General features: G+C 65.5%; 20 protein-coding genes. 9 read left to right on the top strand and 11 right to left on the bottom strand.

All coding sequences use genetic code 11. The features are described 5' to 3' along the window. Window positions 1–9: 9 nt before the first annotated feature. From PTE31013_RS13370 to PTE31013_RS13330, 9 genes are all read right to left on the bottom strand, one after another. The gene (locus PTE31013_RS13370) at window positions 10–1005 is read right to left on the bottom strand and encodes an NADP-dependent oxidoreductase (RefSeq protein WP_150613271.1); all 996 of its coding nucleotides are present in this window, start codon (window positions 1003–1005) and stop codon (window positions 10–12) included. A gap of 147 nt (window positions 1006–1152) precedes the next feature. Next, window positions 1153–1593, bottom strand: a complete 441-nt coding sequence (locus tag PTE31013_RS13365; RefSeq protein WP_150613270.1) for a PaaI family thioesterase — start codon at window positions 1591–1593, stop codon at window positions 1153–1155. Between the two features lie 113 nt (window positions 1594–1706). After that, window positions 1707–2312, bottom strand: coding sequence for a bifunctional nicotinamidase/pyrazinamidase (gene pncA / locus PTE31013_RS13360; RefSeq protein WP_150613269.1), 606 nt, complete (start codon window positions 2310–2312; stop codon window positions 1707–1709). A gap of 61 nt (window positions 2313–2373) precedes the next feature. Then, window positions 2374–4470, bottom strand: a complete 2097-nt coding sequence (locus tag PTE31013_RS13355) for a 3-hydroxyacyl-CoA dehydrogenase NAD-binding domain-containing protein (protein WP_150613268.1) — start codon at window positions 4468–4470, stop codon at window positions 2374–2376. 113 nt (window positions 4471–4583) lie between these two features. Next, window positions 4584–5306, bottom strand: coding sequence for an ABC transporter ATP-binding protein (locus tag PTE31013_RS13350; protein ID WP_150613267.1), 723 nt, complete (start codon window positions 5304–5306; stop codon window positions 4584–4586). Beyond that, window positions 5299–6117, bottom strand: a complete 819-nt coding sequence (locus PTE31013_RS13345) for an ABC transporter ATP-binding protein (RefSeq protein WP_150613266.1) — start codon at window positions 6115–6117, stop codon at window positions 5299–5301. Before PTE31013_RS13345 ends, PTE31013_RS13350 begins: the two co-directional genes overlap by 8 nt. Further along, complete coding sequence (locus PTE31013_RS13340) at window positions 6114–7394, bottom strand: branched-chain amino acid ABC transporter permease (protein WP_150613265.1); 1281 nt, start codon at window positions 7392–7394, stop codon at window positions 6114–6116. Before PTE31013_RS13340 ends, PTE31013_RS13345 begins: the two co-directional genes overlap by 4 nt. Next, a complete protein-coding gene (locus tag PTE31013_RS13335) occupies window positions 7394–8377 on the bottom strand; it encodes a branched-chain amino acid ABC transporter permease (RefSeq protein WP_150613264.1) in 984 nt (327 codons plus the stop codon). The genes PTE31013_RS13340 and PTE31013_RS13335 overlap by 1 nt, the downstream gene beginning before the upstream one ends. 247 nt (window positions 8378–8624) lie before the next feature. Next, complete coding sequence (locus tag PTE31013_RS13330; RefSeq protein WP_150613263.1) at window positions 8625–10253, bottom strand: 3-(methylthio)propionyl-CoA ligase; 1629 nt, start codon at window positions 10251–10253, stop codon at window positions 8625–8627. A gap of 296 nt (window positions 10254–10549) precedes the next feature. Between PTE31013_RS13330 and PTE31013_RS13325 the strand changes: the two genes are divergently transcribed. The 6 genes from PTE31013_RS13325 (at window position 10550) to PTE31013_RS13300 (ending at window position 15061) form a co-directional block, all read left to right on the top strand. Then, the gene (locus PTE31013_RS13325) at window positions 10550–12067 is read left to right on the top strand and encodes a protein adenylyltransferase SelO (RefSeq protein WP_150613262.1); all 1518 of its coding nucleotides are present in this window, start codon (window positions 10550–10552) and stop codon (window positions 12065–12067) included. A 146-nt stretch (window positions 12068–12213) separates the two neighbouring features. Further along, the gene (msrB, locus tag PTE31013_RS13320) at window positions 12214–12636 is read left to right on the top strand and encodes a peptide-methionine (R)-S-oxide reductase MsrB (RefSeq protein WP_150613261.1); all 423 of its coding nucleotides are present in this window, start codon (window positions 12214–12216) and stop codon (window positions 12634–12636) included. A gap of 153 nt (window positions 12637–12789) precedes the next feature. Continuing rightward, on the top strand, window positions 12790–13209 hold the full coding sequence (locus tag PTE31013_RS13315; protein WP_150613260.1) for a YgiW/YdeI family stress tolerance OB fold protein: 420 nt from the start codon (window positions 12790–12792) through the stop codon (window positions 13207–13209). Between the two features lie 175 nt (window positions 13210–13384). Beyond that, complete coding sequence (locus PTE31013_RS13310) at window positions 13385–13918, top strand: septation protein A (protein ID WP_150613259.1); 534 nt, start codon at window positions 13385–13387, stop codon at window positions 13916–13918. Between the two features lie 22 nt (window positions 13919–13940). Then, window positions 13941–14204, top strand: a complete 264-nt coding sequence (locus tag PTE31013_RS13305) for a BolA family protein (RefSeq protein ID WP_150613258.1) — start codon at window positions 13941–13943, stop codon at window positions 14202–14204. 62 nt (window positions 14205–14266) lie between these two features. Beyond that, window positions 14267–15061 carry a peptidylprolyl isomerase gene (locus PTE31013_RS13300; RefSeq protein WP_150613257.1) on the top strand — a complete coding sequence of 265 codons (795 nt, stop codon included), beginning with the start codon at window positions 14267–14269 and terminating at the stop codon, window positions 15059–15061. A gap of 130 nt (window positions 15062–15191) precedes the next feature. On the opposite strand, the gene purL is transcribed toward PTE31013_RS13300, so the two are convergent. Further along, window positions 15192–19223, bottom strand: a complete 4032-nt coding sequence (gene purL / locus PTE31013_RS13295; protein WP_150613256.1) for a phosphoribosylformylglycinamidine synthase — start codon at window positions 19221–19223, stop codon at window positions 15192–15194. Window positions 19224–19476: 253 nt separating this feature from the next. Here purL and PTE31013_RS13290 point away from each other — a divergent pair, with 253 nt between their 5' ends. The 3 genes from PTE31013_RS13290 (at window position 19477) to pgi (ending at window position 24415) form a co-directional block, all read left to right on the top strand. Further along, window positions 19477–20751: a D-amino acid dehydrogenase gene (locus PTE31013_RS13290; RefSeq protein WP_150613255.1), complete on the top strand. Its 1275-nt coding sequence runs from the start codon at window positions 19477–19479 to the stop codon at window positions 20749–20751. Window positions 20752–20894: 143 nt separating this feature from the next. Next, window positions 20895–22622 carry an NAD(P)H-hydrate dehydratase gene (locus tag PTE31013_RS13285; protein WP_150613254.1) on the top strand — a complete coding sequence of 576 codons (1728 nt, stop codon included), beginning with the start codon at window positions 20895–20897 and terminating at the stop codon, window positions 22620–22622. 125 nt (window positions 22623–22747) lie between these two features. Further along, entirely contained in the window at window positions 22748–24415 is a 1668-nt protein-coding gene (pgi, locus tag PTE31013_RS13280) for a glucose-6-phosphate isomerase (protein ID WP_150613253.1), read from the top strand. Window positions 24416–24438: 23 nt separating this feature from the next. Here the strand turns inward: pgi and PTE31013_RS13275 are convergent, their stop codons facing one another. Next, the gene (locus tag PTE31013_RS13275; protein WP_150613252.1) at window positions 24439–25179 is read right to left on the bottom strand and encodes an ABC transporter ATP-binding protein; all 741 of its coding nucleotides are present in this window, start codon (window positions 25177–25179) and stop codon (window positions 24439–24441) included. Window positions 25180–25221: the final 42 nt, after the last annotated feature.

Here is a 25221-nt window from a genome sequence, read left to right as displayed (position 1 = left end):
GGTCCCCCGTCAAACCAGTCTCACGATCTGCTTGCCGAAGTTCTCGCCCTTGAGCAGGCCGAGAAACGCGGCAGGCGCATTCTCAATACCTTGCGCCATCGTCTCGCGATAACGCAGCTCGCCCGCGGCGATGGCGTCGGCCAGTTCCTTCAGTGCCTGCGGCCAGACGTCCATGTGCTCGGTCACGATGAAGCCCTCGAGCCGCACCCGGTTTGTCAACAGCAGCGCCGGATACTTCAGCGGAATGGGCTCGCCGTTATAGCCGGAGATCATGCCGCACAGCGCGATGCGCGCATGGGCATTGAGATTGCGCATGACCGCATCGAACACCTGGCCACCAACGTTCTCGAAATAACCATCGATACCGTCCGGTGCCGCGGCACGCAGCGCCTCGTCAAGGTTCCCAGCCTTGTAATCGATGCACGCATCGAATCCCAGTGTCTCCACGACATAGGCACACTTCTGCGCGCCTCCCGCGATCCCGATCACGCGACAACCGGCGCCCTTGGCCAATTGACCGACCACACTGCCCACGGCCCCCGACGCCGCGCTGACGGCGACCGTCTCCCCCGCCTTCGGGGCGATGATCCGGTTCAGGCCGTACCAGGCTGTCACGCCCGGCATTCCCGCCGCGCCCAGGTAGGCGCTCATCGGAATGCGCGCGTCGTCGATACGGCGCAGGTTGCTGCCGTCCGAAACGCCGTATTCCTGCCAGCCGAACATGGCGGCAACGTGGTCACCCGGGTGCCAGTCCGGATGGCGCGATTCGATCACTTCGCCCACGGTCGCCCCGATCATCACCGTGTCGAGCGGTTGCGGCGGCGCGTACGACTTGGTGTCGTTCATCCGCCCGCGCATGTACGGATCGAGGGAAAGATAGAAATTGCGGACCAGCACCTGCCCGTCGCCGATTTCCGGCAATTCCGGCGCGGCCAGGTGAAAGTTCTCGAGCGTGGCTTCGCCCTTGGGGCGCGACACCAGCAGAATCTGACGGTTGATCGTCATGGCATTCTCTCCGCATTGGCGAGACGCTGCGACTTCTCGACGTCGCATTGCCCCGCGGTAACATCATTGATGGGTCGACTGACCGTCATGGGCCGTGAGGGACAGTGATGGATAGCGACACACGGTGGCCGAAGGCATTGCTATCCGTCAGTCGCCGCGCGCTTCGCCCGGGCGTCGCTGCTGGCGAACGTCGCGTCCGACCGCAAGCCGGCGCAAATACTTGAAGGTGCCCATCGCCTTGGCCACGAGCTTGTCGTCGGCGTCACGCACCTCGCCCTCGCAGTAGGCCATTGTCGTCGAGCGGTGCAGCAGGCGGCCGAACGCCCGCATCTCGCCAGCACCGGGCTGCATGAAGCTCGTCTTCATCTCGATCGTCACCACGCCCGTGCCTTCCGGCGCCACGCTCCGGCAGGCGGTGCTCAACGCGACATCGAGCAGCGCCATCGTCACACCGCCATGCATGACCTCCCAACTGTTGAGATGCTCTGGCGCCAGCGGGAGCCGCAGTTCCGACTCGCCCCCCTCGGCACGCAGCAGTTCAATGCCGAGATGATCGATAAACCCGGATCGAATCGATAGCGCACTCATCGGGTACCCCGGCCGCACTGGCCAATACGGTAAAGCTTGTCCATCGCCATTCCATCAACTTGCGACGCAGCGCATCACGTGCCGCGTCTGGTATTCAATCCGTCGTCCGCGACTCACTCGCGCGACACACCGGCCGCACTCAGCGACGCCCACGCATTGGCGAGCGAGCCGTTGAGATCGATGGCACGACAGGCATGCTCGATCACGCAGACATCGAAGCCCGCCGCCTTGGCGTCGAGCGCGCTCCATGCCACGCAAAAATCCGTCGCCAACCCTACGCAATGCACACGTCTCACCCCTTTATCGCGCAAATACCCCGCCAGGCCGGTCGGCGTCTTGCGATCCGCCTCAAGAAACGCCGAATAACTATCGACATCCCCGTGATACCCCTTGCGCACCACCGCCTGCGCATGCGGAATATGCAGTCCGGCATGCAATGCGGCACCAGGCGTCTCCTGCACGCAGTGTGTCGGCCACAGCACCTGTTCGCCGTATGGCAGGGCAACCGTCTCGAACGGCTGGCGTCCCGCGTGATTATTGGCAAACGACACGTGCCCCGCGGGATGCCAGTCCTGCGTCAACACCACCTGGGCAAACTTGCCCGCCAAGGCGTTGATCGCGGGGACCACCTCGTCGCCGAGGGGAACGGCCAACGCGCCGCCGGGCATGAAATCGTTCTGCACGTCGATCACGAGCAGCACTTCGTCCATCGGTTTCATTCACTTGCCCCTCATTCAGCGCAGCGACCGGCACATCGCGTCCCGGTCGCGCTTGCCTCGCCTATGCGTTGAAACGCTTGCCGGCGTCGGCCAGCTCGACGAGCCGCGCGGCCGGCGTCCAGTCCTCGCCGTGCGCGTCTTGCGCAAACTCGCGCACTCGCGCGAGTACCTTGTCGAGCCCCACCGTGTCGGCATAGTGCATGGGCCCGCCGCGCCACAACGGAAAGCCGTAGCCGTTCAGATACACCATGTCGATGTCCGACGCGCGGGCCGCCGTGCCGTCGGCCAGCACCTTGGCGCCTTCGTTGACCAGCGCGTAGACGAGCCGATCGACGATCTCGTCGTCCGAGAAGGTGCGCGGCACGATAGCGTTCGCCTTGCGATAGTCGTCGATCATCTGCCCGACCTTGGCCGACGCATGCGGCGCGCGATCCCCCTCGGCGTAGTCGTACCAACCGGCGTGCGTCTTCTGGCCGTAGCGCCCGGCTTCGCACAGAACGTCGGCAATCTTGGGATAGACGATGCCGGGATGTTCGGCGTGCCGGCGCTTGCGAATCGCCCAACTGACGTCGTTCCCGGCCAGATCGCTCGTGCGGAACGGGCCCATCGCGAAGCCGAAGCGTTCGATGGCGCCGTCGACCTGCGCGGGCGTCGCGCCCTGCTCAACCATCCATTGGGACTGCTTGAAATACGGCTCCAGCATGCGGTTACCAATAAACCCGTCACAGACGCGCGCCACCACGGCGAGCTTGCCGATGCGCTTGGCCAGCTTCATGACCGTTGCCAGCACGTCCTTGCCCGTCTGTGCGCCGCGCACCACCTCAAGCAGGCGCATGACGTTGGCCGGGCTGAAGAAATGCATGCCGATGACGTCCTGCGTCCGCGACGTGGTCGCGGCCAGGGCATCGAGATCGAGCGTCGATGTGTTCGACGCCAGGATCGCCCCTGGCTTGGCCACCTTGTCGAGCTCTCGGAACACGACCTGCTTGATGGCCATTTCCTCGAACACGGCTTCGACGATCAGGTCGGCGTCGGCCACCGACGCAAAATCGGTACTGCCGTGAATGCGCGCCAACCGCTTCTGCGCCTCATCCGCCGAGAGTTTTCCGCGCGTCACCGCGCGAGCGTAGTTGCCCCGCATCCCTTCGATGCCACGGGCAAGCGCCGCCTCGGTCGTGTCCACCAACGTCACCGGCATCCCGGCGTTGGCAAAGGTCATGGCAATACCGCTGCCCATCGTCCCGGCCCCGATGACAGCGACGCGCTCAATGGTGCGCACCGGCGTATCGTCCGGCACGTCCGCGATCTTGGCAGCCGCGCGCTCGCCGAGAAAGGCATGACGCAGCGCCTTCGACTCCGGCGAACTGACCAACGTCACGAAGCACTCGCGTTCGAACTTCACGCCGTCGTCGAACGGGCGTTGCAGTGCGGCCTCGACGGCAGCCACGCATTTTTGCGGCGCGGGGAAATGGGGTTGTTCGCGCTGCACCTTCTCACGCGCGGCATCGATCGCGGCCTGTGCCGCCCCGTCGGCGTCGTCGATGGCCGCGTCGCGCAACCGCGGCAGTATGCCGCCCTGCGAGGCGACGTCGCCGGCAAAGGCGATGGCCCCCGCAAGGAGGTCGTCATGGCTGCCTTCGAACAGCGTCGAGAAGAGTGTGCCCACGAGCGTCTCCGACTTCACGACACGGCCCGTGACCACCATGTCGAGCGCACGCGCGACACCGATGGCACGCGGCAGACGCTGCGTACCTCCCGCGCCCGGCAACAGGCCCAGCTTGACCTCAGGCAACGCGATCTGCGCGCCGGGCAACCCCACTCGATAGTGACAGGCGAGCGCCAATTCGAGCCCGCCCCCCATGGCGACTGCGTGGACGGCCGCGACGACGGGTTTGGCGCAGGCGTCGAGCGCGGCGATCACATCGACCAGCAGCGGGCTTTGCGTTGCCTTTGGCGTATTGAATTCGCGGATGTCGGCCCCGCCGGAGAACGCCTTGCCACCGCCGATCAGCACCACGGCGCGCACCTGGTCATCGGCCTGGGCTTTCGCAAGCCCCTCGGCGATGCCTGCGCGCGTGGCGTGTCCCAAGCCGTTCACCGGCGGATTTTCCAGCGTGATGACGGCCACGCCGTCACGAACCTCATAAACCGTGCTCATGCTTGTCTCGTTCCTTATAGTCTTGGGGGCTGTGTGCATTGATGCCGTGCGTCATTCGGGGCGCTGCAGGCCCGCTGGCAGCGGCAAGACGATCGCTCGATTCTAGCGCAGCGCTACACCTCGAGCCATTCACGGCGAATCCCAGACGCGCCGGCCAGCGCATCGGGCGTGCCCTCGAAGACGAGGGTGCCCCGTCCCATCACCGCGACGCGCTGCGCGCAACTAAGCGTGAGCGACAGCTTCTGTTCGATGAGCAGGATGGCGACGCCGCTCGCACGCAAATCGGTCAGGATCCGGCCAATGCGCGCGACCACACGCGGTGCGAGGCCCTCGGTCGGCTCGTCGACGATCAGCAGATCGGGGCCGGTCATCATCGCCCGGCACAGGGAAAGCAGTTGCTGCTCGCCACCGGACAGCGATGCCGCCGGCGCATCGCGACGCGGCGCCAGTTCCTCGAAGCGCTCGAATGCCTGGGCAAGCGTGAGCGCGCGATCTGCGGCGGACGGTCGCCGCACCGCACGCGCCTTGCCCGCCCGCTGCCCGAGCCAGAGATTCTGCATGACGCTCAGCGGCCCGAAGACGTCACGCGTCTCCGGCACATAGCCAATGCCCAGCCGGGCGATCTGATGCGGCGCCAGCGACGTGAGCGATTGCCCCTGCCAGCGAATGTCCCCCTCGCGCGGCAACTGCCCCATGATCGCGCGGGCGAGCGTGGAGCGCCCTGCCCCATTGCGCCCAAGCACGGCCACGATCTCGCCCGGTGCAACGTGCATCGTCACCCCGTGCAACACCCGGCTGCCACCATATCCGGCGCTCACGCCGATCAACTCAAGCATCGCGTACCTCCCCGGCAGGGGCCTCGTCGATGTCATCCGCATATTCCCCGAGATACGCCGTACGCACATCGGGATGCGCACGAATGCGCGCGGGCGTGTCGCACGCGATGATCGCGCCACGCGCCAGCACCGCGATTCGGTCTGCCAGCGAAAAGACCACCTGCATGTCGTGCTCGATCATCAACAGCGAGCGACCCCGACTGAGGTCGGCGATCAGCGCCACCATCCGCGCGGACTCGGACTGGCTCATCCCCGCCGTCGGCTCGTCGAGCAACATGACGCTGCCCGCCGACGCCGCGCACAGCCCGATTTCCAGCACGCGTTGCTCCGCGTAGCTCAGGGCCCCCGCCGGCACGTCGCGCCGCGCCGACAGGCCAAGACGCGTCAACCACTGCTCGCTACGCTGCGTCACGTCATCCAGCCCGCGCATTCGCCGCCAGAATGTGTAGCGATGGCCGCCCGGCCAGAGTCCGGCGCACCGCAGATGGTCGATCACGCTCATGTGCCCGAACAACTGCGACGTCTGGAAACTGCGCGACAGACCGAGCCGGCTGATGACGTGCGGCGCCCGGCCGGTGACATCCCGCGCATTCATCAGGACACGTCCGCCGTCGGGTCGGGTCCTGCCCGTGATGACGTCGAACAGCGTGCTCTTGCCTGCGCCGTTGGGACCAATGATGGCAAGCCGCTCGCCGCGCATGAGCGTCAGATCGACGCCGCACAGCACCCGCGTTGGCCCGAACGATTGGCGCACGCCTCGCACGCTCAGTGCCGGACCCGACGAATCGGTAGGGATGGCTGCGGGCCTCATCGCCCGTCCTCCGTCGAGCGTAGCGCGTCCGCCACCCTGCGTCGCAACTCACGCCCGGCGTGCCTGACGATGACCCACCCCGCCATGACCGCCACTGTCGCCATCCCCCACGTACCGGGTCCCGCGTGCGCACTCAAGCCGCCCGCCGCCGTCAGCCCGACGTCGCTCGCGAGACGTGCACCGTAAGTCATTTCGATAATGGCAATCAAGCCGCCGACGCACGTCGCCAGGCCAGCGCACACCGCCGCATAGGGCCTCCACAGCGTTCGCACCATGCCAGTGCGCCAGGCGCGCCCATGCCCCGCGATCAATCCGGCGATACCGCCCGGCGCGAACAGCACAACGGCAAGGAAGCCCAACCCGAGATAGAGCTGCCAGGCGCGCGTCAGTGTCGCCAGCATCACCGTCGCAAACACGCCGACGACAGCGCCCACGATCGGCCCCGCAAAGTATGTTGTGCCGCCCAGCACCGTGAACACGAGCACGACACCGGAGCGCTCCAGACTGAAGGCATCGGCACTGACCAGTTCGAAATTCAATGCCCCCAGCGCACCCGCCACCCCCGCGAACGCGGCCGCCAGTATCTGCATGCGGTAGCGCACCGCCGACGGCGACGGACCAAGAAAGGCAACCCGCACCGCGTTGTCGCGCACGGCGCGCGCCAGGAACCCCAGCGGCGTCCGCGTAATGCCGTACATCAAGGCCATGCAGACGAACAACCACACGGCGACAAGCCCGTAGATGTCGCGCTGCGTCGCGAACGTCACCCCGAACCACGCAGCGCCAAGCGTACGGTCGGTCGGAATGCCTCGCTCGCCGCCAAACCATTCGGGCAACATCGCGGCCAGGACCCAGACAAGCTCCGCCATGCCCAGCGTGATCATCGCGAAGGTCATTCCGGCACGACGTGTCGTGACGAAACCGAGCGTCGCGCCCGCCACCCCGGCCGCCAGCGCGCCGGCGAGCGGCACGACGGCCATCGACAGCGGCAGCCCCTGTGCGCCGATACGATTCATGCACCACACGCCCGCGTACGCCCCAATGCCCGCATACGTCGCGTGACAGAAGCTCAACAGGCCCGTTGAACCGAGCAGCAGATTGAAAGACAGCGCGAGAATGGCGGCGGTCCCCATCTGCGTCATCAAGGTCAGTGCGGCATCGGAAGGAAAACACCACGGTGCCAGACCAAGGACGGCCGCAAAGGCCAACCACACGCCCACCCGGCGTCGCCACGACATGGGCGCAGTCGCTGGCGCCCCGGCGATCACGTTGTCCATCACCCCTCCCGCACGCCGAACAGCCCGCGCGAACGCCATAGCAGCACCGCCACCATCAGCAGATAGGGCACCGCCGGCGCGAGTTGCGCTACGCTCAGGTGCAACATCGGCGCGACCGCCGCTCGGATCGCTTCCACAGCGCCCGCACCGCCGTCAGTTCCCCCCAGGCGCTGCGGCCACCACTGCGCGAGACTGGCATCGCTAGTCACGGCCCATGTCTGGAGCAGGCCAATCAGCAGCGATGCCGCGAACGCCCCACCCAGCGAGCCCAGCCCGCCGACGACGACCACGACGAATACCACGCTGCCGACCGTTGCCGCCATGCCCGGTTCCGTCACCAGCACATTGCCTCCCGCCGCCCCAGCCAGCGCCGCCAGCGCCGCGCCACCGGCGAACACGCCCGTGTAGAGCGCAGGCACGTCGTAACCAAGGGCCTGCGTCATCGCAGGCTGCGAGAGTGCGGCCTGCAATATCCACCCGGCCCGCGTCGCGCGAAACACCCCCCACACGATCAAGGCAATCGAGCACGACAGCCCCATCAGAAACAGCCGGTACGCGGGCACGGCGATGCCCCCCACATGGACGAGCACGCCTTCGAAGGCCGGCGGCACGCCATAATCGACCGGGCCGCGTCCCCAGGCGAGCTGGACCAACTCCACCACGATGTAGGCGAGCCCGAACGTCGCCAGCAGTTCCGCCAGCGCACCGCGCGCACGCAAGCGCCGCAACACGCCGCGCTCGAACGCGGCCCCGATCGCCCCCACGATCAGCGGTGCAGCGACCAGCGCCGGCCAGAACCCGACGGTGGCCGAGAACGTGTAGGCAAAGTACGCGCCGAGCATGTAGAAACTCGCATGCGCGAAATTCAGCACGCCCAGCATGCTGAAAATCAGCGTGAGCCCGCTCGACAGCATGAACAGCAACAAGCCATAGCTCACACCGTTCACAAGCACGAGGCCGGTGGTGGCACTCAGCAGATGCACGGCGTCTCCTTCGGCAAGACCAACGAACGGCGCGGCAGAGACTGCCGCATCCAGGGAAAATTCAGGCTGACATTATAGAGGGGATGGGCGCCCCGGGCCGTACGGGATGGCCCGAAAAATGGCGTCACTGCTGGATTTCGGGCACCCTCCGCATTTTGGATCAGACGGTTCCGAGCGCCTTCGCGGCGAATGCCATCGCATCCCGGACGCCGTCAACGCCGTCGCCCCGGATGCGATGGCCGAGATCCTACGGCGCCGCCTGATAATCGCGGAACGCTTCTCGCAGTTTGAGCTTGAGCATCTTGCCCGTCGCCGTATGCGGAATCTCGTCGACGAAGACCACGTCGTCGGGGATCCACCATTTCACGACGCGCCCTTGGTAGAACGCCAGCACGGCCTCGCGCGTGAGCGTGGAGCCAGGCTTGCGAACGACCACCAGCAGCGGCCGCTCCTCCCATTTCGGGTGGCGAATGGCGATGCACGCCGCCTCGTGGATCTCAGGATGCGCCATCGCGACGTTCTCGACATCGATGGAGCTGATCCATTCGCCCCCCGACTTGATGACGTCCTTGCTGCGATCCGTGATCTGCACGTAGCCCTCGGGGTCGATCGTCGCCACGTCGCCCGTCGGGAACCAGCCGTCGACCAGCGGCGAGGTATCGGCGCGGAAGTAGCGATCCAGCACCCATGGTCCGCGCGCGTACAGATCACCAAACGCCTTGCCGTCCCACGGCAGTTCCTCGCCGTCGGGGCCTACGATTTTCAGGTCGACGCCGTAGATCGCCGTCCCCTGCTTCTCGAGAATATGCTGCTGCGCCTCGGCCGGCAGGTCGCGATGATGCTTGCGCAGATGGCACAGCGTACCCAGCGGCGACATCTCGCTCATGCCCCACGCGTGGATGACGCGCACCCCGTAGTCCACCTCGAACGTTCGCAGCATGGCCGGCGGACAGGCCGAGCCGCCGATCACCGTGCGCTCCAGCGTCGAGAAGCGCGCGCCGATCGATTTCACATAGGTGAGCAGCCCAAGCCAGACAGTCGGCACCCCGGCGGAGAACGTCACGCCCTCCGCTTCGAAAAGTTCGTACAGCGACTTGCCGTCCAGGTCCTTGCCGGGGAAGACCAGCTTCGCGCCCACCAGCGCGCTCGAATACGGCAGGCCCCACGCGTTGACATGAAACATCGGCACCACAGGCAACACGGCGTCGCGCGCCGACATGTCCATGGCGTCGGGAAGCGCCGCACCAAACGCATGCAGCACCGTCGAGCGATGACTGTAGAGCACCCCTTTCGGGTGGCCCGTCGTGCCCGACGTATAGCAAAGGCCGGAGGCCGTGTTCTCGTCCATCGACGGCCACGGGAAGTTGCCGTCTTCAACGCCGATGAGATCCTCGTAGCACAGCAGCGGCAGGCGCGAGGCCGGCAGATGCGCACGATCGGTCATCGCAATCCAGCCCTGCACCGACGGGCACTGCGGTGCGATGGTCTCGATCAGCCCAAGGAAGTTGATATCGAAGGCCACATAGCGGTCTTCGGCGTGATTGACGATGTAGGCGATCTGCTCCGGAAACAGGCGAGGGTTCACTGTATGCACCACGCTGCCCATGCCGGAGATGGCGTAGTACAGCTCGAGGTGACGGTAGCCATTCCACGCCAGCGTGGCCACGCGCTCGCCGTCGCCCACGCCCAGGCGGCGCAAGGCCTGCGCGAGTTGGCGGGAACGGTGCTCGGCGTCACGCCAGGTATAGCGGTGGATGTCGCCCTCGACGCGACGTGACACGATCTCGGTGTCGCCGTGGTGACGGGCGGCATGGGTGAGCAACGAGGGAATCAGGAGCGGCGCAGCCATCATCTGGCCGAGGAGCGGTGTTGCCATGCGTCGAATCTCCAGGAAAGTCGGGGAAATCGGGAAAGCCGGAATGACGGGACGTTACGGGTGACTCGCCGTCGGGCTGTCGTGCTTCGTCGATTGAGGTGGCAGCCGCGTGCCGGCTCGTGCACGTCGCCACGTCACCGAATCGCGCTGAATCATTCTTGACGCGCGCGCGCGCCGGGTCAACGCCCATCGCTTGTGCGGCGCAGCAGATGGGCAAGAACGCCCGCGCCCGCACGCCGGCAGCACGCGACGGGCACCTCAAGTAGAATGTTTATTCACCTTCAGGAACATCCCCAATGCCGGCATCCGACCGCTCCGCCGCTGTTTCCGCGTCACTCAAGCCCTTCGGACCGCTGCCGTTGGCAAACCGTTTTGCGGCGCTCGGCCCCGACTTCTACACGCGCCTCGCGCCGCAAGCGTTACCCGCACCGTACCTTGTTGGCTTTTCCACCGACGCGGCGCGCCTGCTTGGCTGGTCGCCCGAGGCAGCACACGACCCGGAATTCGTGGCCACGTTCGCCGGTAATATCCCGTTGCCCGGCGGCGATCCGCTCGCCAGCGTCTATTCGGGCCACCAGTTCGGCGTGTGGGCCGGCCAACTGGGGGACGGCCGGGCGCTGCTGCTCGGTGAGTCGGACGGCCCCGGCGGGCGCTGGGAAATCCAGATCAAAGGCGGCGGACTCACGCCCTATTCGCGCATGGGCGACGGACGCGCCGTGCTGCGCTCGTCGATTCGGGAGTTCCTTGGCTCGGAAGCGATGTTCCATCTGGGCGTGCCGACCACGCGCGCCCTGTGCGTGATCGGCTCCGATGCCCCCGTGCGCCGCGAAACCGTCGAGACGGCGGCCGTGGTCACGCGCCTTTCCCCGAGCTTCATTCGCTTCGGACATTTCGAGCATTTCTGGGCAGGTGATCGGCACGGCGCGCTGCGCCAGCTCGCAGACTTCACGATCGATCATCACTACCCGCACTGTCGCGACGAGGCCAACCCCTACCTCGCCCTGCTCGGCGCCGTTTGCGATGCGACGGCCGAGCTGGTTGCGCACTGGCAGGCGGTGGGCTTCTGTCACGGCGTGATGAACACCGACAACATGTCGATTCTCGGCCTGACCATCGATTACGGCCCGTTCGGCTTTCTCGACAGCTTCAACGCGCATCACATCTGCAACCACTCCGATTCGCAGGGACGCTACGCCTATCAGGCACAGCCGAACGTGGCGTACTGGAACCTCTTCTGTCTCGCCCAGGCCCTGCTGCCGCTGTTCGGCGAGGGCGAGGCGGCGATCGAGCAGGCGCAGTCGGTGCTGCCCGTGTTCAAGACCCGATTTGCCGAGGAAATCGATTTGCGCATGCGCGCGAAGCTTGGATTGCGCGAATCGCATGCCGACGACGAAGCGCTTATCAACCGGCTGTTCAAATTGATGCACGAGGGACGCGTCGACTTCACGCACCTTTTCCGCACGTTGGCCACGCTTGAACTGGAGCGCCCCGCCGGCGACGCGCCGCTGCGCGACATGTTCATCGATCGCGCCGGCTTCGACGCCTGGGCCGTGGATTATCGTGCGCGACTGCGCCACGAGGCGAGCACCGATACCAAACGTGCGGTCGCGATGCGGCTTGTCAATCCGAAGTACATCCTGCGCAATCATCTGGCCGAAGTCGCGATCCGGCGTGCACGCGAAAAGGACTTTTCGGAAGTCGACACGTTGCTCAAGGTGCTCTCGCACCCCTACGATGAACAGCCCGAATATGCGCGTTACGCCGAGTTGCCGCCCGACTGGGCCGGGCAGATCGAGGTCAGTTGCTCGTCTTGATCGACCGCACGGACCGGCAGCGACGGGGCGGCAGCGGGCCGTCACGCATTGAAAAAACGGCTCGGCGCCCCCATCTGGGCCAGGTCTGACGATAGACGACGTGCGGCGGCACCCTCGGGGCCGCCGCCCATCAGGAGACTTCATTCATGAGCAAAGTGGAAAAAAGCGACGCCGACTGGCGGGCCCAACTCGACGACGTCGAGTACGAGGTCACGCGTCATGCCGCCACCGAACGCGCCTTCACCGGCCGTTACTGGGATCATTGGCAAGACGGTACCTACCGCTGTGTCTGTTGCGGCGCGCCGCTGTTCGAATCGACGGAGAAGTTCGACGCGGGTTGTGGCTGGCCGAGCTATGCGAAGCCCATCGAGAAGTCCGGCATCGACGAGGTGATGGATTACAGCCATGGCATGGTTCGCGTGGAGGTGCGTTGCCACAACTGCGACGCCCACCTCGGACACGTGTTCGAAGACGGCCCGCAGCCGACCGGACTGCGCTATTGCATCAATTCGGCATCACTCGACTTCGAGGGCAAGGGCGGCCAGTCCGACAAGCCGGTCGACGACTGAGCGCGTGAGCACGCCGGCGCCTCGCCGGTGAATTCGATCCATTCGCAGCGGAGAGCGAGCGCTTTGGGACATCCCTCACCGGTGGGCGTCCCGAGGCGGTTCGCCCGTCTGGTAAGCTGGCGCTCCCTCAACGGAACACAGGAAACGCCGCTCATGACTCGTCGAAATATTCGCTTCGCACCCCTGATCTTCTCGGCGATGGCATTGGTCGGCGCCTTGGGTGCGTCACCGGCTATCGCGCAGTACGTCGGGCCGTCGGCAGGTACCGCGATGACCGGCAGCGTGGTCGTACCGTCGGCCATGCCGCATATCGCGACGATCGGACAGGCACTGAACGCCCCTGACGACGCCATGGCCGTCATCGAGGGTTATATCGTCAACCGGCTCAGGCACGAGCACTACACGTTCCGCGACGACACGGGCAGAACCATCGTCATTGAACTCGACGACAAATACCTGCCGCCCGGCCACCAGATCAACGACAAGACGCGGGTGCGCATCACCGGCGAAGTCGACCGCCATCACCTTCGTGCCAACGATATTGACGTCAAGCGTATCGAAATCCTGCAATAAGGCGCCCAACCGGCACCCGCGTGAGGACGGCATGCAGTGTGGTGCTACGCCGACGCGACGCGCTTGCGGATATTCGCCGCCTCCCGCAACGGGGCTTTGAAATATAATGCGGGTTTGCCGCCTGGCACCTGACGCTCGGCGGCGATTCCCCCCGAAGCCCCCAAGTCGAGACTTCATGAAATTCTTTTTCGACCTGTTACCGGTCATCTTGTTTTTCGTTGCCTTCAAGTTTGCCGGCATCTATGTCGCGACCGGCATCGCCATCGCGACGACGATTGCGCAAGTCATCTGGATGTGGCTGCGTCACCGCAAGGTCGAGCCCATGCAGTGGGTGAGCCTGGCGATCATCGTGGTGTTCGGCGGCGCGACCATGCTGCTGCACGACGAGACTTTCATCAAATGGAAGCCCACGGCGCTGTACTGGCTCTTCTCGATCACGCTGTTCGTCGCCGAACTCATCTTCGACAAGAACCTCATTCGCGCCATGATGGAAAAGCAGATGGCGTTGCCCGATCCCCTGTGGCGGGCGGTGAATTTCAGTTGGGCGCTGTTCTTTCTCGCGATGGGCGCGCTGAACCTGGTCATCGCCTACCATTTCTCGACCGACACGTGGGTCGACTTCAAGCTCTTCGGCGGCATGGGCCTGATGGTCGTGTTCATCGTCGTGCAGAGCCTGTGGCTCGCAAAGTACATCAAACAGGACGAATAACGTCCGTCAGGAAGTCACTGCCATGACCATGGAACAGCAAATCGAAGCGCGCCTCACGGCTGCGCTCGCTCCGCTCGAATTCACCCTCGAAAACGACAGCGCCCGTCATGCCGGCCATGCGGGTGCCGCGTCAGGCGGTCATTACAATGTCCGAATCGTCTCCGCCGCGTTTGCCGGACGTAACCGCGTGGCGCGTCACCGCCTGGTGTATGATGCGCTAGCCGATTTGATGCAAAACGGCATTCACGCCCTCGCCATCGTTGCGCTCGCCCCCGGCGAAGCGTAACTCGCATGCGACGCATCCCCCGTCGATTAACCTTGCCTTCGTCATTCGTTAGGAAAAACAGCATGGCATTGAAACTCGCCCGCACGGCACTGGCGCTCGGCGCCGCCGTGTCGCTGACCGCCGTCTCCCTCCCCGCTCTCGCTCAGAACGTCGCCGTCGTGAACGGCACGCCGGTGCCCGTGGCCCGCGCCGACGCGATGGTGCGCGAAATGGTCCGCCAGGGTCAGCCGAATTCGCCGCAACTGCAACAGCAGGTGCGCGAAGAGCTGGTCAAGCGCGAAATTCTCGCCCAGGCGGCCGTCAGCAAGGGACTGGCCACTCAGCCGGACGTCAAGGCGCAGCTCAAGCTGGCCGAACAAGGCGTGCTCATCCGCGCCCTGATCGCCGACTTCCAGAAGACTTCGCCGGTCACCGACGCCGAAGTCCAGGCACGTTACGACCAGCTCAAGAAGCAGTTCGGCGACAAGGAATATCACGCCCGTCACATTCTGGTGCCGAGCGAAGACACGGCCAAGGACATCATCGCGAAGCTCAACGGCGGCGCGAAGTTCGCCGACCTCGCCAAGCAGTATTCGAAGGATCCGGGCTCGGCGCAGAACGGCGGTGATCTCGACTGGTCGCCAGCCAATGCGTATGTGCCCGAGTTCTCCGACGCCCTGCAAAAGCTGCAAAAGGGCCAGTACTCGCAAACGCCGGTCAAGACGCAGTTCGGCTACCACGTGATCGAACTCGACGACGTGCGCGATGCGCAGATCCCCGCGCTGAACGACGTCAAGCCGCAGCTCGTGCAGCAAATGCATGAAGAGAAGCTGCAAGGCTTCATCGACGGCCTTGAGAAGAAGGCCAAGATCCAGTAAGCGTTACCGTCTACCGGTTCGGCTTTGAAACAAAAAATCCCGCCTGAATGAAGGCGGGATTTTTTGTTTCCGGTGCAAGGTTCGGCACGCGCCAACGTGCGGAACCTCGCGCCATCGTCGCCTGCGTCGCTTAAGCCACCCAGCGGCGCGCGTTGCGGAACATGCGCATCCACGGGCTGTCTTCGCCCCACTGCTCGGGCGCCCAGCTCATCTGCACCGTGCGGAACACGCGCTCTGGGTGCGGCATCATCACCGTGAAGCGGCCGTCGCCGGTGGTCACCGCGGTCAGGCCACGCGGCGAACCGTTCGGGTTGAACGGATACTGCTCGGTCGGCTGCCCTCGATGGTCAACGAAACGCATGGCGGCCAGCGCCTGATCGATATTGCCTTGCTGACCGAAGTTGGCATAGCCCTCGCCGTGCGCGATCACGATCGGCAGTTGCGAGCCGGCCATGTCCTTGAAAAACAGCGACGGCGAATCGAGCACTTCCACCTGCGTGAGGCGCGCCTCGTACTTCGATTGGTTGTACGTGAACTTTGGCCAGGCGGCCGCCCCCGGAATCAGGTTCGACAGGTTGCTCATCATCTGGCAACCATTGCACACGCCCAGGGCGAACGTATCGGCACGGTTGAAGAAGCCCGCGAACTGTTCGGCCAGCGCCGGATGGAACAGAATCGTCTTGGCCCAGCCCTCCCCCGCACCGAGGGTGTCGCCGTACGAGAAGCCGCCGCAGGCGATAAAGCCCTTGAACGCCTCCAGCGAGTGACGCCCTGCGAGCAGGTCGCTCATGTGCACGTCGTAGGTGTCGAAGCCGGCCTTGTCCAGCACGTAGGCCATTTCCAGGTGCGAGTTCACGCCCTGCTCACGCAGGATGGCCATTTTCGGACGCACGCCCGTCGCAATGAACGGCGCAGCGACGTCTTCATTGGCATCGAACGTCAACTTCGGCGAGAGACCCGGATCGCTCGTGTCGTTCAGCGCGTCGTATTCGGCATCGGCCGCCGCCGGGTTGTCGCGCAGACGCGCAATACGCCAGCTCACTTCCGACCACTCGCGTTGGAGCGCCGCGCGCGGCGCGCCGAAGACCTTCTTGGCATCGCGATAGATCTCGATGACATCGTTCGCGTTCGGCTTGCCAATCACGTGCGCGCAGGCGGACAGGCCGGCTTCACGCAGCGTCTGCAACACGGCGTCGCGCTCCGAGGCGCGCACCTGGATCACACCGCCAAGTTCTTCCGAGAAGAGCGCACGCAGCGTCTTGTCCTCGCGACGGCCCACTGTCTGCTTGGCCCAATCCTTGGCGTCGCCGTAATCCGATTCGAAGCCGTCGTCAAGCGTGAGCATGTCGACGTTGAGCGACACGCCGACGTGGCCGGCAAATGCCATTTCCGCCACGGTGGCGAACAGGCCGCCGTCCGAACGATCGTGATAGGCGAGGAGCTTGCCGTCGCGGTTCAATGTCTGGATCGCATCGAAGAAGCGCTGGAGATCGGCCGGATCGTCCAGGTCCGGAGCCACGTCACCAATCTGCTGCGTGACCTGCGCAAGGATACTGCCACCCAGTCGATGCTTGTTGCGTCCCAGATCGATGGCGATCAGCACCGTCTCGCCCGCTTGCGCGACCGAGCGCAGTTGCGGCGTAAGATGACCGCGAACATCCTCGACTGGCGCGAAGGCCGACACGATCAGCGAAACCGGCGCGACCACGTCCTTGCTGCGACCGGCATCTTCCCACTTGGTGCGCATCGACAATGAATCCTTGCCGACGGGAATCGACAGGCCCAGCGCCGGGCACAGTTCCATGCCGACTGCCCTGACCGTGTCGAACAGCGCGGCGTCTTCGCCCTCGGTGCCGCACGCGGCCATCCAGTTGGCCGACAGCTTGATCTGGTCGAGCGACGCAATCGGCGCCGCCGCAATGTTGGTGATGGCTTCGCCGACCGCCATGCGGCCCGATGCCGGGGCGTCGATCACGGCCAGCGGGGTGCGCTCGCCCATCGTCATGGCTTCGCCACGATAGTCCGTGTAATCCATCAGCGAAATGGCGCAGTCAGCCACCGGCACCTGCCACGGACCGACCATCTGGTCGCGTGCCGTCAGGCCGCCCACGGTACGGTCGCCGATCGTGATGAGGAACGACTTGCTGGCGACCGTCGGGTGGCGCAACACGGCGCGTGCCACGTCGTCGAGCGACAGGCCCGTCACGTCCACCGGCGGCAGCTCCGCGTGCACGCGCTTCACGTCGCGGTGCATGCGCGGCGGCTTGCCGAGCAGCACATTCATCGGCATGTCGACCGGGTCCGGCGACTCCGGATGCATCGCATCGACCAGCTTCAGTTGACGCTCGTCAGTGGCGATACCGACCACGGCGACCGGGCAACGCTCGCGTTGGCAAATGGCCTGGAAGGCCGGGAAGCTGTCCGGCGCGATGGCCAGTACGTAACGCTCCTGTGCTTCGTTACTCCAGATTTCGGCCGGGGACATGCCCGACTCTTCGAGCTGGACCTGACGCAGGTCGAAGCGCGCGCCCTTGTCGGCGCCGTCGACCAGTTCCGGAAACGCATTCGACAGACCGCCTGCGCCCACGTCGTGAATCGACAGGATCGGGTTGGCCTCGCCCTGACGCCAGCACGCGTTGATGACTTCCTGCGCACGACGCTCGATTTCCGGGTTGCCGCGCTGCACCGAGTCGAAGTCGAGTTCGGCCGTATTCGTGCCGGTGGCCATCGAGCTGGCGGCACCGCCGCCCATGCCGATGCGCATGCCCGGGCCGCCGATCTGAATGAGCAGCGTGCCAGCCGGCAGATTGTGCTTGTGCGTGTGTTGTGCGGCGATGTTGCCCAGCCCGCCCGCGATCATGATCGGCTTGTGATAGCCGCGCACGCGGCCGGCCACGTTCTGCTCGTACGTACGGAAATAGCCGCCGAGGATCGGACGGCCGAATTCGTTGTTGAACGCCGCGCCGCCCAACGGGCCGTCCACCATGATCTGCAGCGGCGATGCAATGCGGTCCGGCCGGCCGTAGTCGGCGCCGGTGTCGTCGGGCTTGCGCAGCGACGGCGGCACGGCGACGTCACGGTCGTTCTCCCACGACTCCCGCGCGTCCGGCAGGGCCAGATTCGACACGGTGAAGCCGGTCAGGCCCGACTTCGGCGTGGAGCCGCGGCCGGTCGCGCCCTCGTCGCGGATCTCGCCGCCCGCGCCCGTCGACGCCCCCGGGAACGGCGAAATCGCCGTCGGATGGTTGTGCGTCTCGACCTTCATCAGCGTGTGCGTCAGTTCGACACTGCGGCCGTACTGCCCGTCGGCGCCGCGCGGATACCACCGCTCGACTTCAGCGCCTTCCATCACCGAAGCGTTGTCCGAATACGCCACTACCGTCCCCTGCGGGTGCAGTTGGTGCGTGTTCTTGATCATCTGGAACAGCGACTTGTCCTGCGCCTGACCGTCGATGGTCCATTGCGCATTGAAGATCTTGTGGCGGCAATGCTCACTGTTGGCCTGCGCGAACATCATCAGTTCGACGTCGGTCGGGTTGCGCTTCAGGCGCGTGAAGGCGTCGACCAGATAGTCGATTTCATCGTCGGCCAGTGCGAGACCCAGCTCCCGGTTGGCGGCTTCGAGGGCGCTGCGACCGACACCGATGATGTCGATCGTCTGCAGCGGCTTGGCCGGCAGCTCGACGAAAAGCGCCTCGGCGTCATGGCGCGTGGCCACGACCGTCTCGGTCATGCGGTCGTGCAGCACTGCGGCGATGCGCGCGAGCGCATCGGCCGGCAGCGCCTTCTTGCCGCCCAGCAAACCGGACTTCACGCCAATCGTGTACTCGACGGCGCGCTCGATACGGCGCACGTGATCGATGCCGCAGTTGCGGGCGATGTCCGTCGCCTTGCTCGCCCAGGGGGAAATCGTGCCCAGACGCGGGATCACCAGCAACTGGTCGCCCACCGGCTCTTCACGCACCGGCTCACCATAGGTGAGCAGACCGGCGACGCGGGCCATGTCGTCGCTCGAAAGCGGTTCGGCGCTGGCCACGAGATGCACGTAGCGGGCGTCGACACGCACAATCGAACTGTCGATGGCTTGCAGGGTCTGCAGAAGACGTTGCTGGCGGAATTCGGAGAGCGCCAAGGCGCCGGCGAAGCAGGCAATGTGAGTCATGGAAGGACGGAAGGCGAGGCGTTCAAAACGCGGGGGAACGGCAAAGCGAGATTATACCCTGCTTACCCCGGGTTATACCCGAGTGCGCCACACGCATAATGGGGAGCCTCCTGCCCTGTGAGGGCGTCTCTCTGGTAACCTATGCGCCCCGTCATGAACACGGGCCGCGAAACCGGCATCCGGGTGCGGCACGGTACACAACTACACTAACAAGCGAACGTACGGGCGTTCGCCACACACCAGACGGTTGGGAATGAAGGTCATCGTTATCGGCGGCGGGGTCATCGGCACTTGTACCGCCTACTATCTGGCCGCCGCGGGGCACACGGTCACGCTGGTCGAGCGCAACAGCACGGTGGCCCAGGAGAGCAGCTTCGGCAATGCGGGGGTCATTGCGCCCGGCTACGTCACGCCATGGGCGGCGCCCGGCATGCCGCGCAAGCTGTTCGGCTACCTGTTCAGTTCGGCCAGCCCGCTCATTTTCCGGCCTGGCCTGTCGATTGGCACCTGGCGCTGGGCGGCCCGCTGGCTGCGTGAATGCAAACTCGAACGCTACCGCGCCAATCGCGAGCGGATGCAGCGCCTTGCCTTCTACAGCCAGCGCTGCCTGCATGCGCTGCGCGAGACCCATGTCTTCGAATACGAACATACGCAAGGCTATCTGCAACTGTTTCGCACCGATCGCGAAATCAAGATGAACGAACCGGCGCGCGCCATGCTCGCCGAGAACGAAGTGCCGCACCGTTTGCTCACGGCCGAGGAGTGCCGCAAGCTCGAACCGGCGATCTCGACCGATGCCCAACTGGCGGGCGGCCTGCATCTGCCACGCGACGAAACCGGCAACTGCCCGCTCTTTACCAAGCGACTCGCCCAGATCGCCCGCGAAATGGGTGTGACGCTCGCCACCGAGACGACTGTGCTGTCGGTGCGCCCGAACGTGGGGCGCTCGGGGGTCACCGTCGAGACCGCCAGCACCGCGCAGCTTGCCCAGCGCACGACACTCGAGGCTGACGCAGTCGTGATCGCGGCGGGCGTGGCGAGTACGGCGCTGCTGCGCCCGCTGGGCATCGACCTGCCGCTCTGGCCGATCAAGGGGTACTCGATCACAGTGCCGGTCAAGACCGAACTGTTCAGCCCTCGTATCGCCGTCATGGACGAGTCGTACAAGACCGCCATCACCCCGCAAGGCAACCGTCTGCGCATTGCCGGGACGGCCGAGTTGGGCGATACCGAACTCGTGCTGCGCGAACGCGCCATCGCCACGCTCTACAAAGTGGCGACGGACTGGTTCCCGGGCGCGGGCAAGTACCGCGAGGCGCGCGCCTGGGTCGGCGCACGTCCGATGCTCCCCGACGGCCCGCCCCTGCTCGGCGCGACGCCACTGCCCGGCATCTTCCTGAACGTCGGCCACGGCTCGACCGGCTGGGCGATGGCCTGCGGCTCCGGCCGCGTGCTCGCCGACGTCCTCTCCGGACAAACGCCGGAAATCGATCTGAACGGCCTGACACTCGAACGGTACGCGCACTGAGCGGCGAAGACTGAACCAGGACGGTACGTTGAGGGCATAATCTCGGGATCGGCACGCAGAACACGCCATGCCCCAGCCGTCGATGCCGGCGTGCGGCAATGTGCAACGTTCTCCGCGCCTCGATACCGGGAGCTTTGCCTGTCATGTCCGATTCATTGCGTGTCGACGTCCCTGCCGCCCCTGCCCTTCCAGCGGGTTCCATTGCGCCTGTCAGCGTGGATCCCCTGACGCACGCCACAGGGTCGCCAAGCGTTTGCGCGACGTCATCGAGCACCACCTGCGCGCGCGACACGCTCGACTTGTGGCGTCCCGACACGCTGCGCGAGGTCGAACGGGCGGCCGCCGCCAAACTCCCTGCACATGCGCTCATGGCACACGCCGGGGCCGCCGTGGCCGAGTGGCTCTTCGCTCGCCTGCCAGCCCTCGCGAGCGCGGGCCGTCAGGCGGTATTGCTGCTCGCCGGGCCAGGCAACAATGGAGGCGACGCTTACGTCGCGGCACGCGAATTGCATCGTCGCGGGGTGCTCGTCGACGTCTGGCAACTCGGGCCGCCATCGACCGATGACGCGCGCTGGGCGCACGCCGAGGCCCTCGCCTCCGGCGTATCCGTTCGGCCTGTCGCCGCCCTCTGGCCGCAGCCCTTCGCTTACGCGTGGGTCGTCGACGGCCTCTTCGGCATCGGCCTGACGCGTCCGCTCGAAGGCGCCGCCGCAGCGCTCGTCGACACCATCGTCGACGCCCATGCACAAGGCACGCCGGTGCTCGCCATCGATATTCCCAGCGGGCTGGCGGCAGCCACCGGTGTCGTCGAAGGCCCCGTCATTCACGCCGACGTCACGATGGCAATGCTGGGCGCCAGTCCCGGGCTGTTCACCGCGATGGGGCGCGACGTTGCGGGCGAAGTGCTGGTTGCCACGTTAGGGACGGACGAGGTGCTGGCCGCTACGCGAGCTGGTTTGCCGGAAGGCAAGGCCATCGCGACAAGCGCGCCTGCGGCGTTCCTCGCGCATTTGCCGCAGCGACGTCACGCGACTCACAAGGGAAGCTATGGGTCGCTGGCGGTGCTCGGCGGCCATGAAGGCATGATCGGTGCGCCGCTGCTCTGCGCGCGTGCCGGACTGATGACCGGCGCGGGACGCGTCTATGTCGGCTTTGTCGCGCACGATGCGCCCGCCTGGGATCCCCAGCACCCCGAACTGATGCTGCGTCATGCGGAGAACCTCGACCTCTCGACGATGCAGGCCGTGTCCGTCGGCCCCGGGCTCGGAACCTCTGCCGCCTCAAGCGCGTGCCTGTCGCGCGCGCTCGCGCTGGACGAGACGCCCCTGGTCATCGATGCCGACGCGCTCAATCTGCTGGCCGCCGAGCCCGCGCTTGCGGAGCGCGTGCGTCGTCGTGCCGGACCCACGGTCCTGACACCGCATCCGCTCGAAGCGGCACGCCTGGCCGGTTGCGACGTCGCAGGCATTCAGTCGGATCGGCTGGCAAGCGCACGGGCGCTCGCGCAACATTTCGGCGCAACGGTCGTGCTCAAGGGCTCAGGCAGCATCATCGACGATGGAACGCGCGCCTGGATCAATACTACTGGCAATGCCGGGCTGGCCACTGCGGGCACGGGCGACGTGCTCACCGGCGCGGTGGGTGCGCTGCTGGCGCAGGGCATGCCTGCAACGCAAGCCGCGCTGGCCGCCGTCTGGCTGCACGGCCGGGCCGCCGAACGCTGCGTCGACGCAGGCGCCGGCCCTGCTGGACTGACCGCTTCCGAACTGTTGCCCGCCATGCGCGTCGAACTGGCTGACTGGCTCAACGAAGCCGCGCGCGCGGCGCGAGGCATTCGAGCGCCTCGCACGACGCCGGCCGGTGCGCCCTGACATCGCGCGAGACTGGGATATTCGCTGGCTTCAACGCCGTCCATCCGCGCATTTCAACGCGATTTCACGGCCACACCCGTTATACTCCGCTTTAAGTCCGCTTTATCGAAATGTCTTTATCGCACATGCCGTACAAGCCTTCCGCGCCATCCACCCGCCTGGATCAACTGCCTGCCTGGCGTACCCTGCTCGCGCACCGCGACGACATCGCCGCTCAGCACATGCGCGACTGGTTCTCGGGCGCCAGTGCCCATGCACGCGTCGAACAATTCTCACTACGTGCGGCCGGCCTGTACCTCGATTACTCGAAGAACCGCATTACCGACAAAACACGCGCGCTGCTGACGCAACTCGCCCGCGAGTGCGACCTGCCGGCCAAGCGCGAAGCGATGTGGGCCGGCGAAGCGGTGAACGTCACGGAAAACCGCGCAGCGTTGCACGTTGCGCTGCGCGCGCCGCACGACATGACCTTTCATGACGCGGCCGGCGACATCAGCCGCGGGGTGCGCGAGACCCTCGCACGCATGCGCGCGTTCAGTGAACGCGTGCGCGACGGGCGTTGGGTCGGCGCCACCGGCAAGCCGATTCGCCATCTCATCAACGTCGGTATCGGTGGATCGGATCTCGGCCCACGCATGGTGTGCGACGCACTTGCCGCCTATGGACGGCGCGAGCTGAGCGCGCACTTCATCGCCAACATCGATCCCACCGAACTGGCACGCACGCTCCCCTCGCTCGACCCGGAAACCACACTGGTGGTGGTGTGCTCGAAGACCTTCACGACGCTCGAGACCATGACCAACGCGCGAACGATTCGCGCCTGGTTCGTCTCGCGTGGCATTCCGGAAGGCGATCTCGGCAAGCACTTCGTGGCGGTATCGACGAACGCCGAGGAAGCGATGCGCTTCGGCATTCGCCGCGAGAACGTGTTCGAGTTTGGCGAATGGGTGGGTGGACGGTATTCGCTATGGTCGTCGATCGGGCTCATTATCATGCTCTATCTCGGCGCACGGCATTTCGACGCGCTGCTCGCCGGTGCGCACGCGATGGATGAGCACTTCCACTGCGCGCCGCTAGAATCCAACATGCCCGTGCTGCTTGGCCTGATCGGCATCTGGTACCGGAATTTCTTCGACGCGCAGACGCTTTCCATCGCGCCATACACCGATGCGCTGCAAAAGCTGCCACCGTATCTGCAGCAACTGGACATGGAAAGCAACGGCAAGTCGGTGCAGCTCGACGGGACGCCCGTCGCGTGGCAAACAGCACCGATTCTCTGGGGCGAGCCGGGCACCAATGGCCAGCATGCCTACTTCCAGATGCTGCACCAGGGCACCACGCTGGTACCGGTGGATTTCATCGCAGTCCTGAATCCGCAATACGATGCACCGATCTATCTCGATCACCACCGCAAGCTGCTCGCCAACTGCTTCGCGCAAAGCGAAGCGTTGCTGCAAGGCGGCTCGATGGCCACGGCGGAACAGGCCGGTGGACCGCTCGGCGCGCAACGTCGCTTTGACGGCAATCGTCCCAGCAACACGCTCGTGATCGACCAGTTGTCGCCTGAGCGCCTGGGGGCACTGATCGCGCTCTATGAGCACAAGGTGTTCGTGCAGGCCGCCATCTGGAACATCAATCCATTCGACCAATGGGGCGTTGAATTGGGCAAGACATTGAGCCGCGCAATCGAGCCCGAACTGGCCGATCCGGATTCACTCAAGCCCGGTGCACACGATGCCTCGACCACCTCGTTGATTCGACTGGCGGGTAACGCCCTGAAAGGGAAACCCTGACGCGCACGACCGCCGCAGCGGAGTCAGTGCGGCGTTTTCGTCCCTTCGCCTCGCGCCTCTGACGCGTCTGACACCGCTGACACGCCGTCGACCCGTCGTCCACCGGCGAGCTGCACCGTCGTGTCGCAACGTTGCGCAATCGCCAGATCATGCGTGACGAGCACCAGCGTCGCACCACTCGCTTTGTTGAGCGAGAACATCAGGTCGATGATCCGTTCTCCCGTCGCCGTGTCCAGACTGCCCGTCGGTTCGTCGGCAAACAGCACGGCGGGCTCGGTGACGAAGGCGCGCGCCAACGCCACGCGCTGCTGCTCTCCACCGGAGAGCTGCTTGGGGTAATGCGCCAGGCGCGACCCCAGCCCCACTTGTTCAAGCAATTTGATGGCACGATCGGCCACGTGGCGTGTCTCACCCAGCAGCTCGAGCGGCAGCATCACGTTCTCGAGCGCGGTCAGATGCGGCATCAGCTGAAATGACTGGAAGACGAAACCGACGGCACCGCGCCGCAGCGCGGCCCGGCCTTCCTCGTCCAGATCGCCGAGCGACTTGCCCAGCAGCGTGATGCTGCCATCGGTCGCTGTGTCGAGCCCGGCCATCAGGCCCAGCAGCGTAGACTTCCCGGACCCCGATGCCCCGACGATGGCGACGCTCTCGCCTTTGGCGACGCTGACATCGATATCCTGCAAAATGACCAGATCGCCGGTCGCGTCATGCAACCGTTTGCCCAGCCCCCGCACCTCGATCACGTTTTCGGAAAACGACATGGCAAGAAGAGAGTTCTTGAAATTGGCCGCCTCAGCCCTCGT

Origin of the sequence: Pandoraea terrigena (assembly GCF_902459705.1) — a bacterium.
GTDB lineage: Bacteria > Pseudomonadota > Gammaproteobacteria > Burkholderiales > Burkholderiaceae > Pandoraea > Pandoraea terrigena.
Note: the sequence above shows the minus strand (reverse complement) of the source record. Positions and strands in the feature narration are given on the sequence as shown.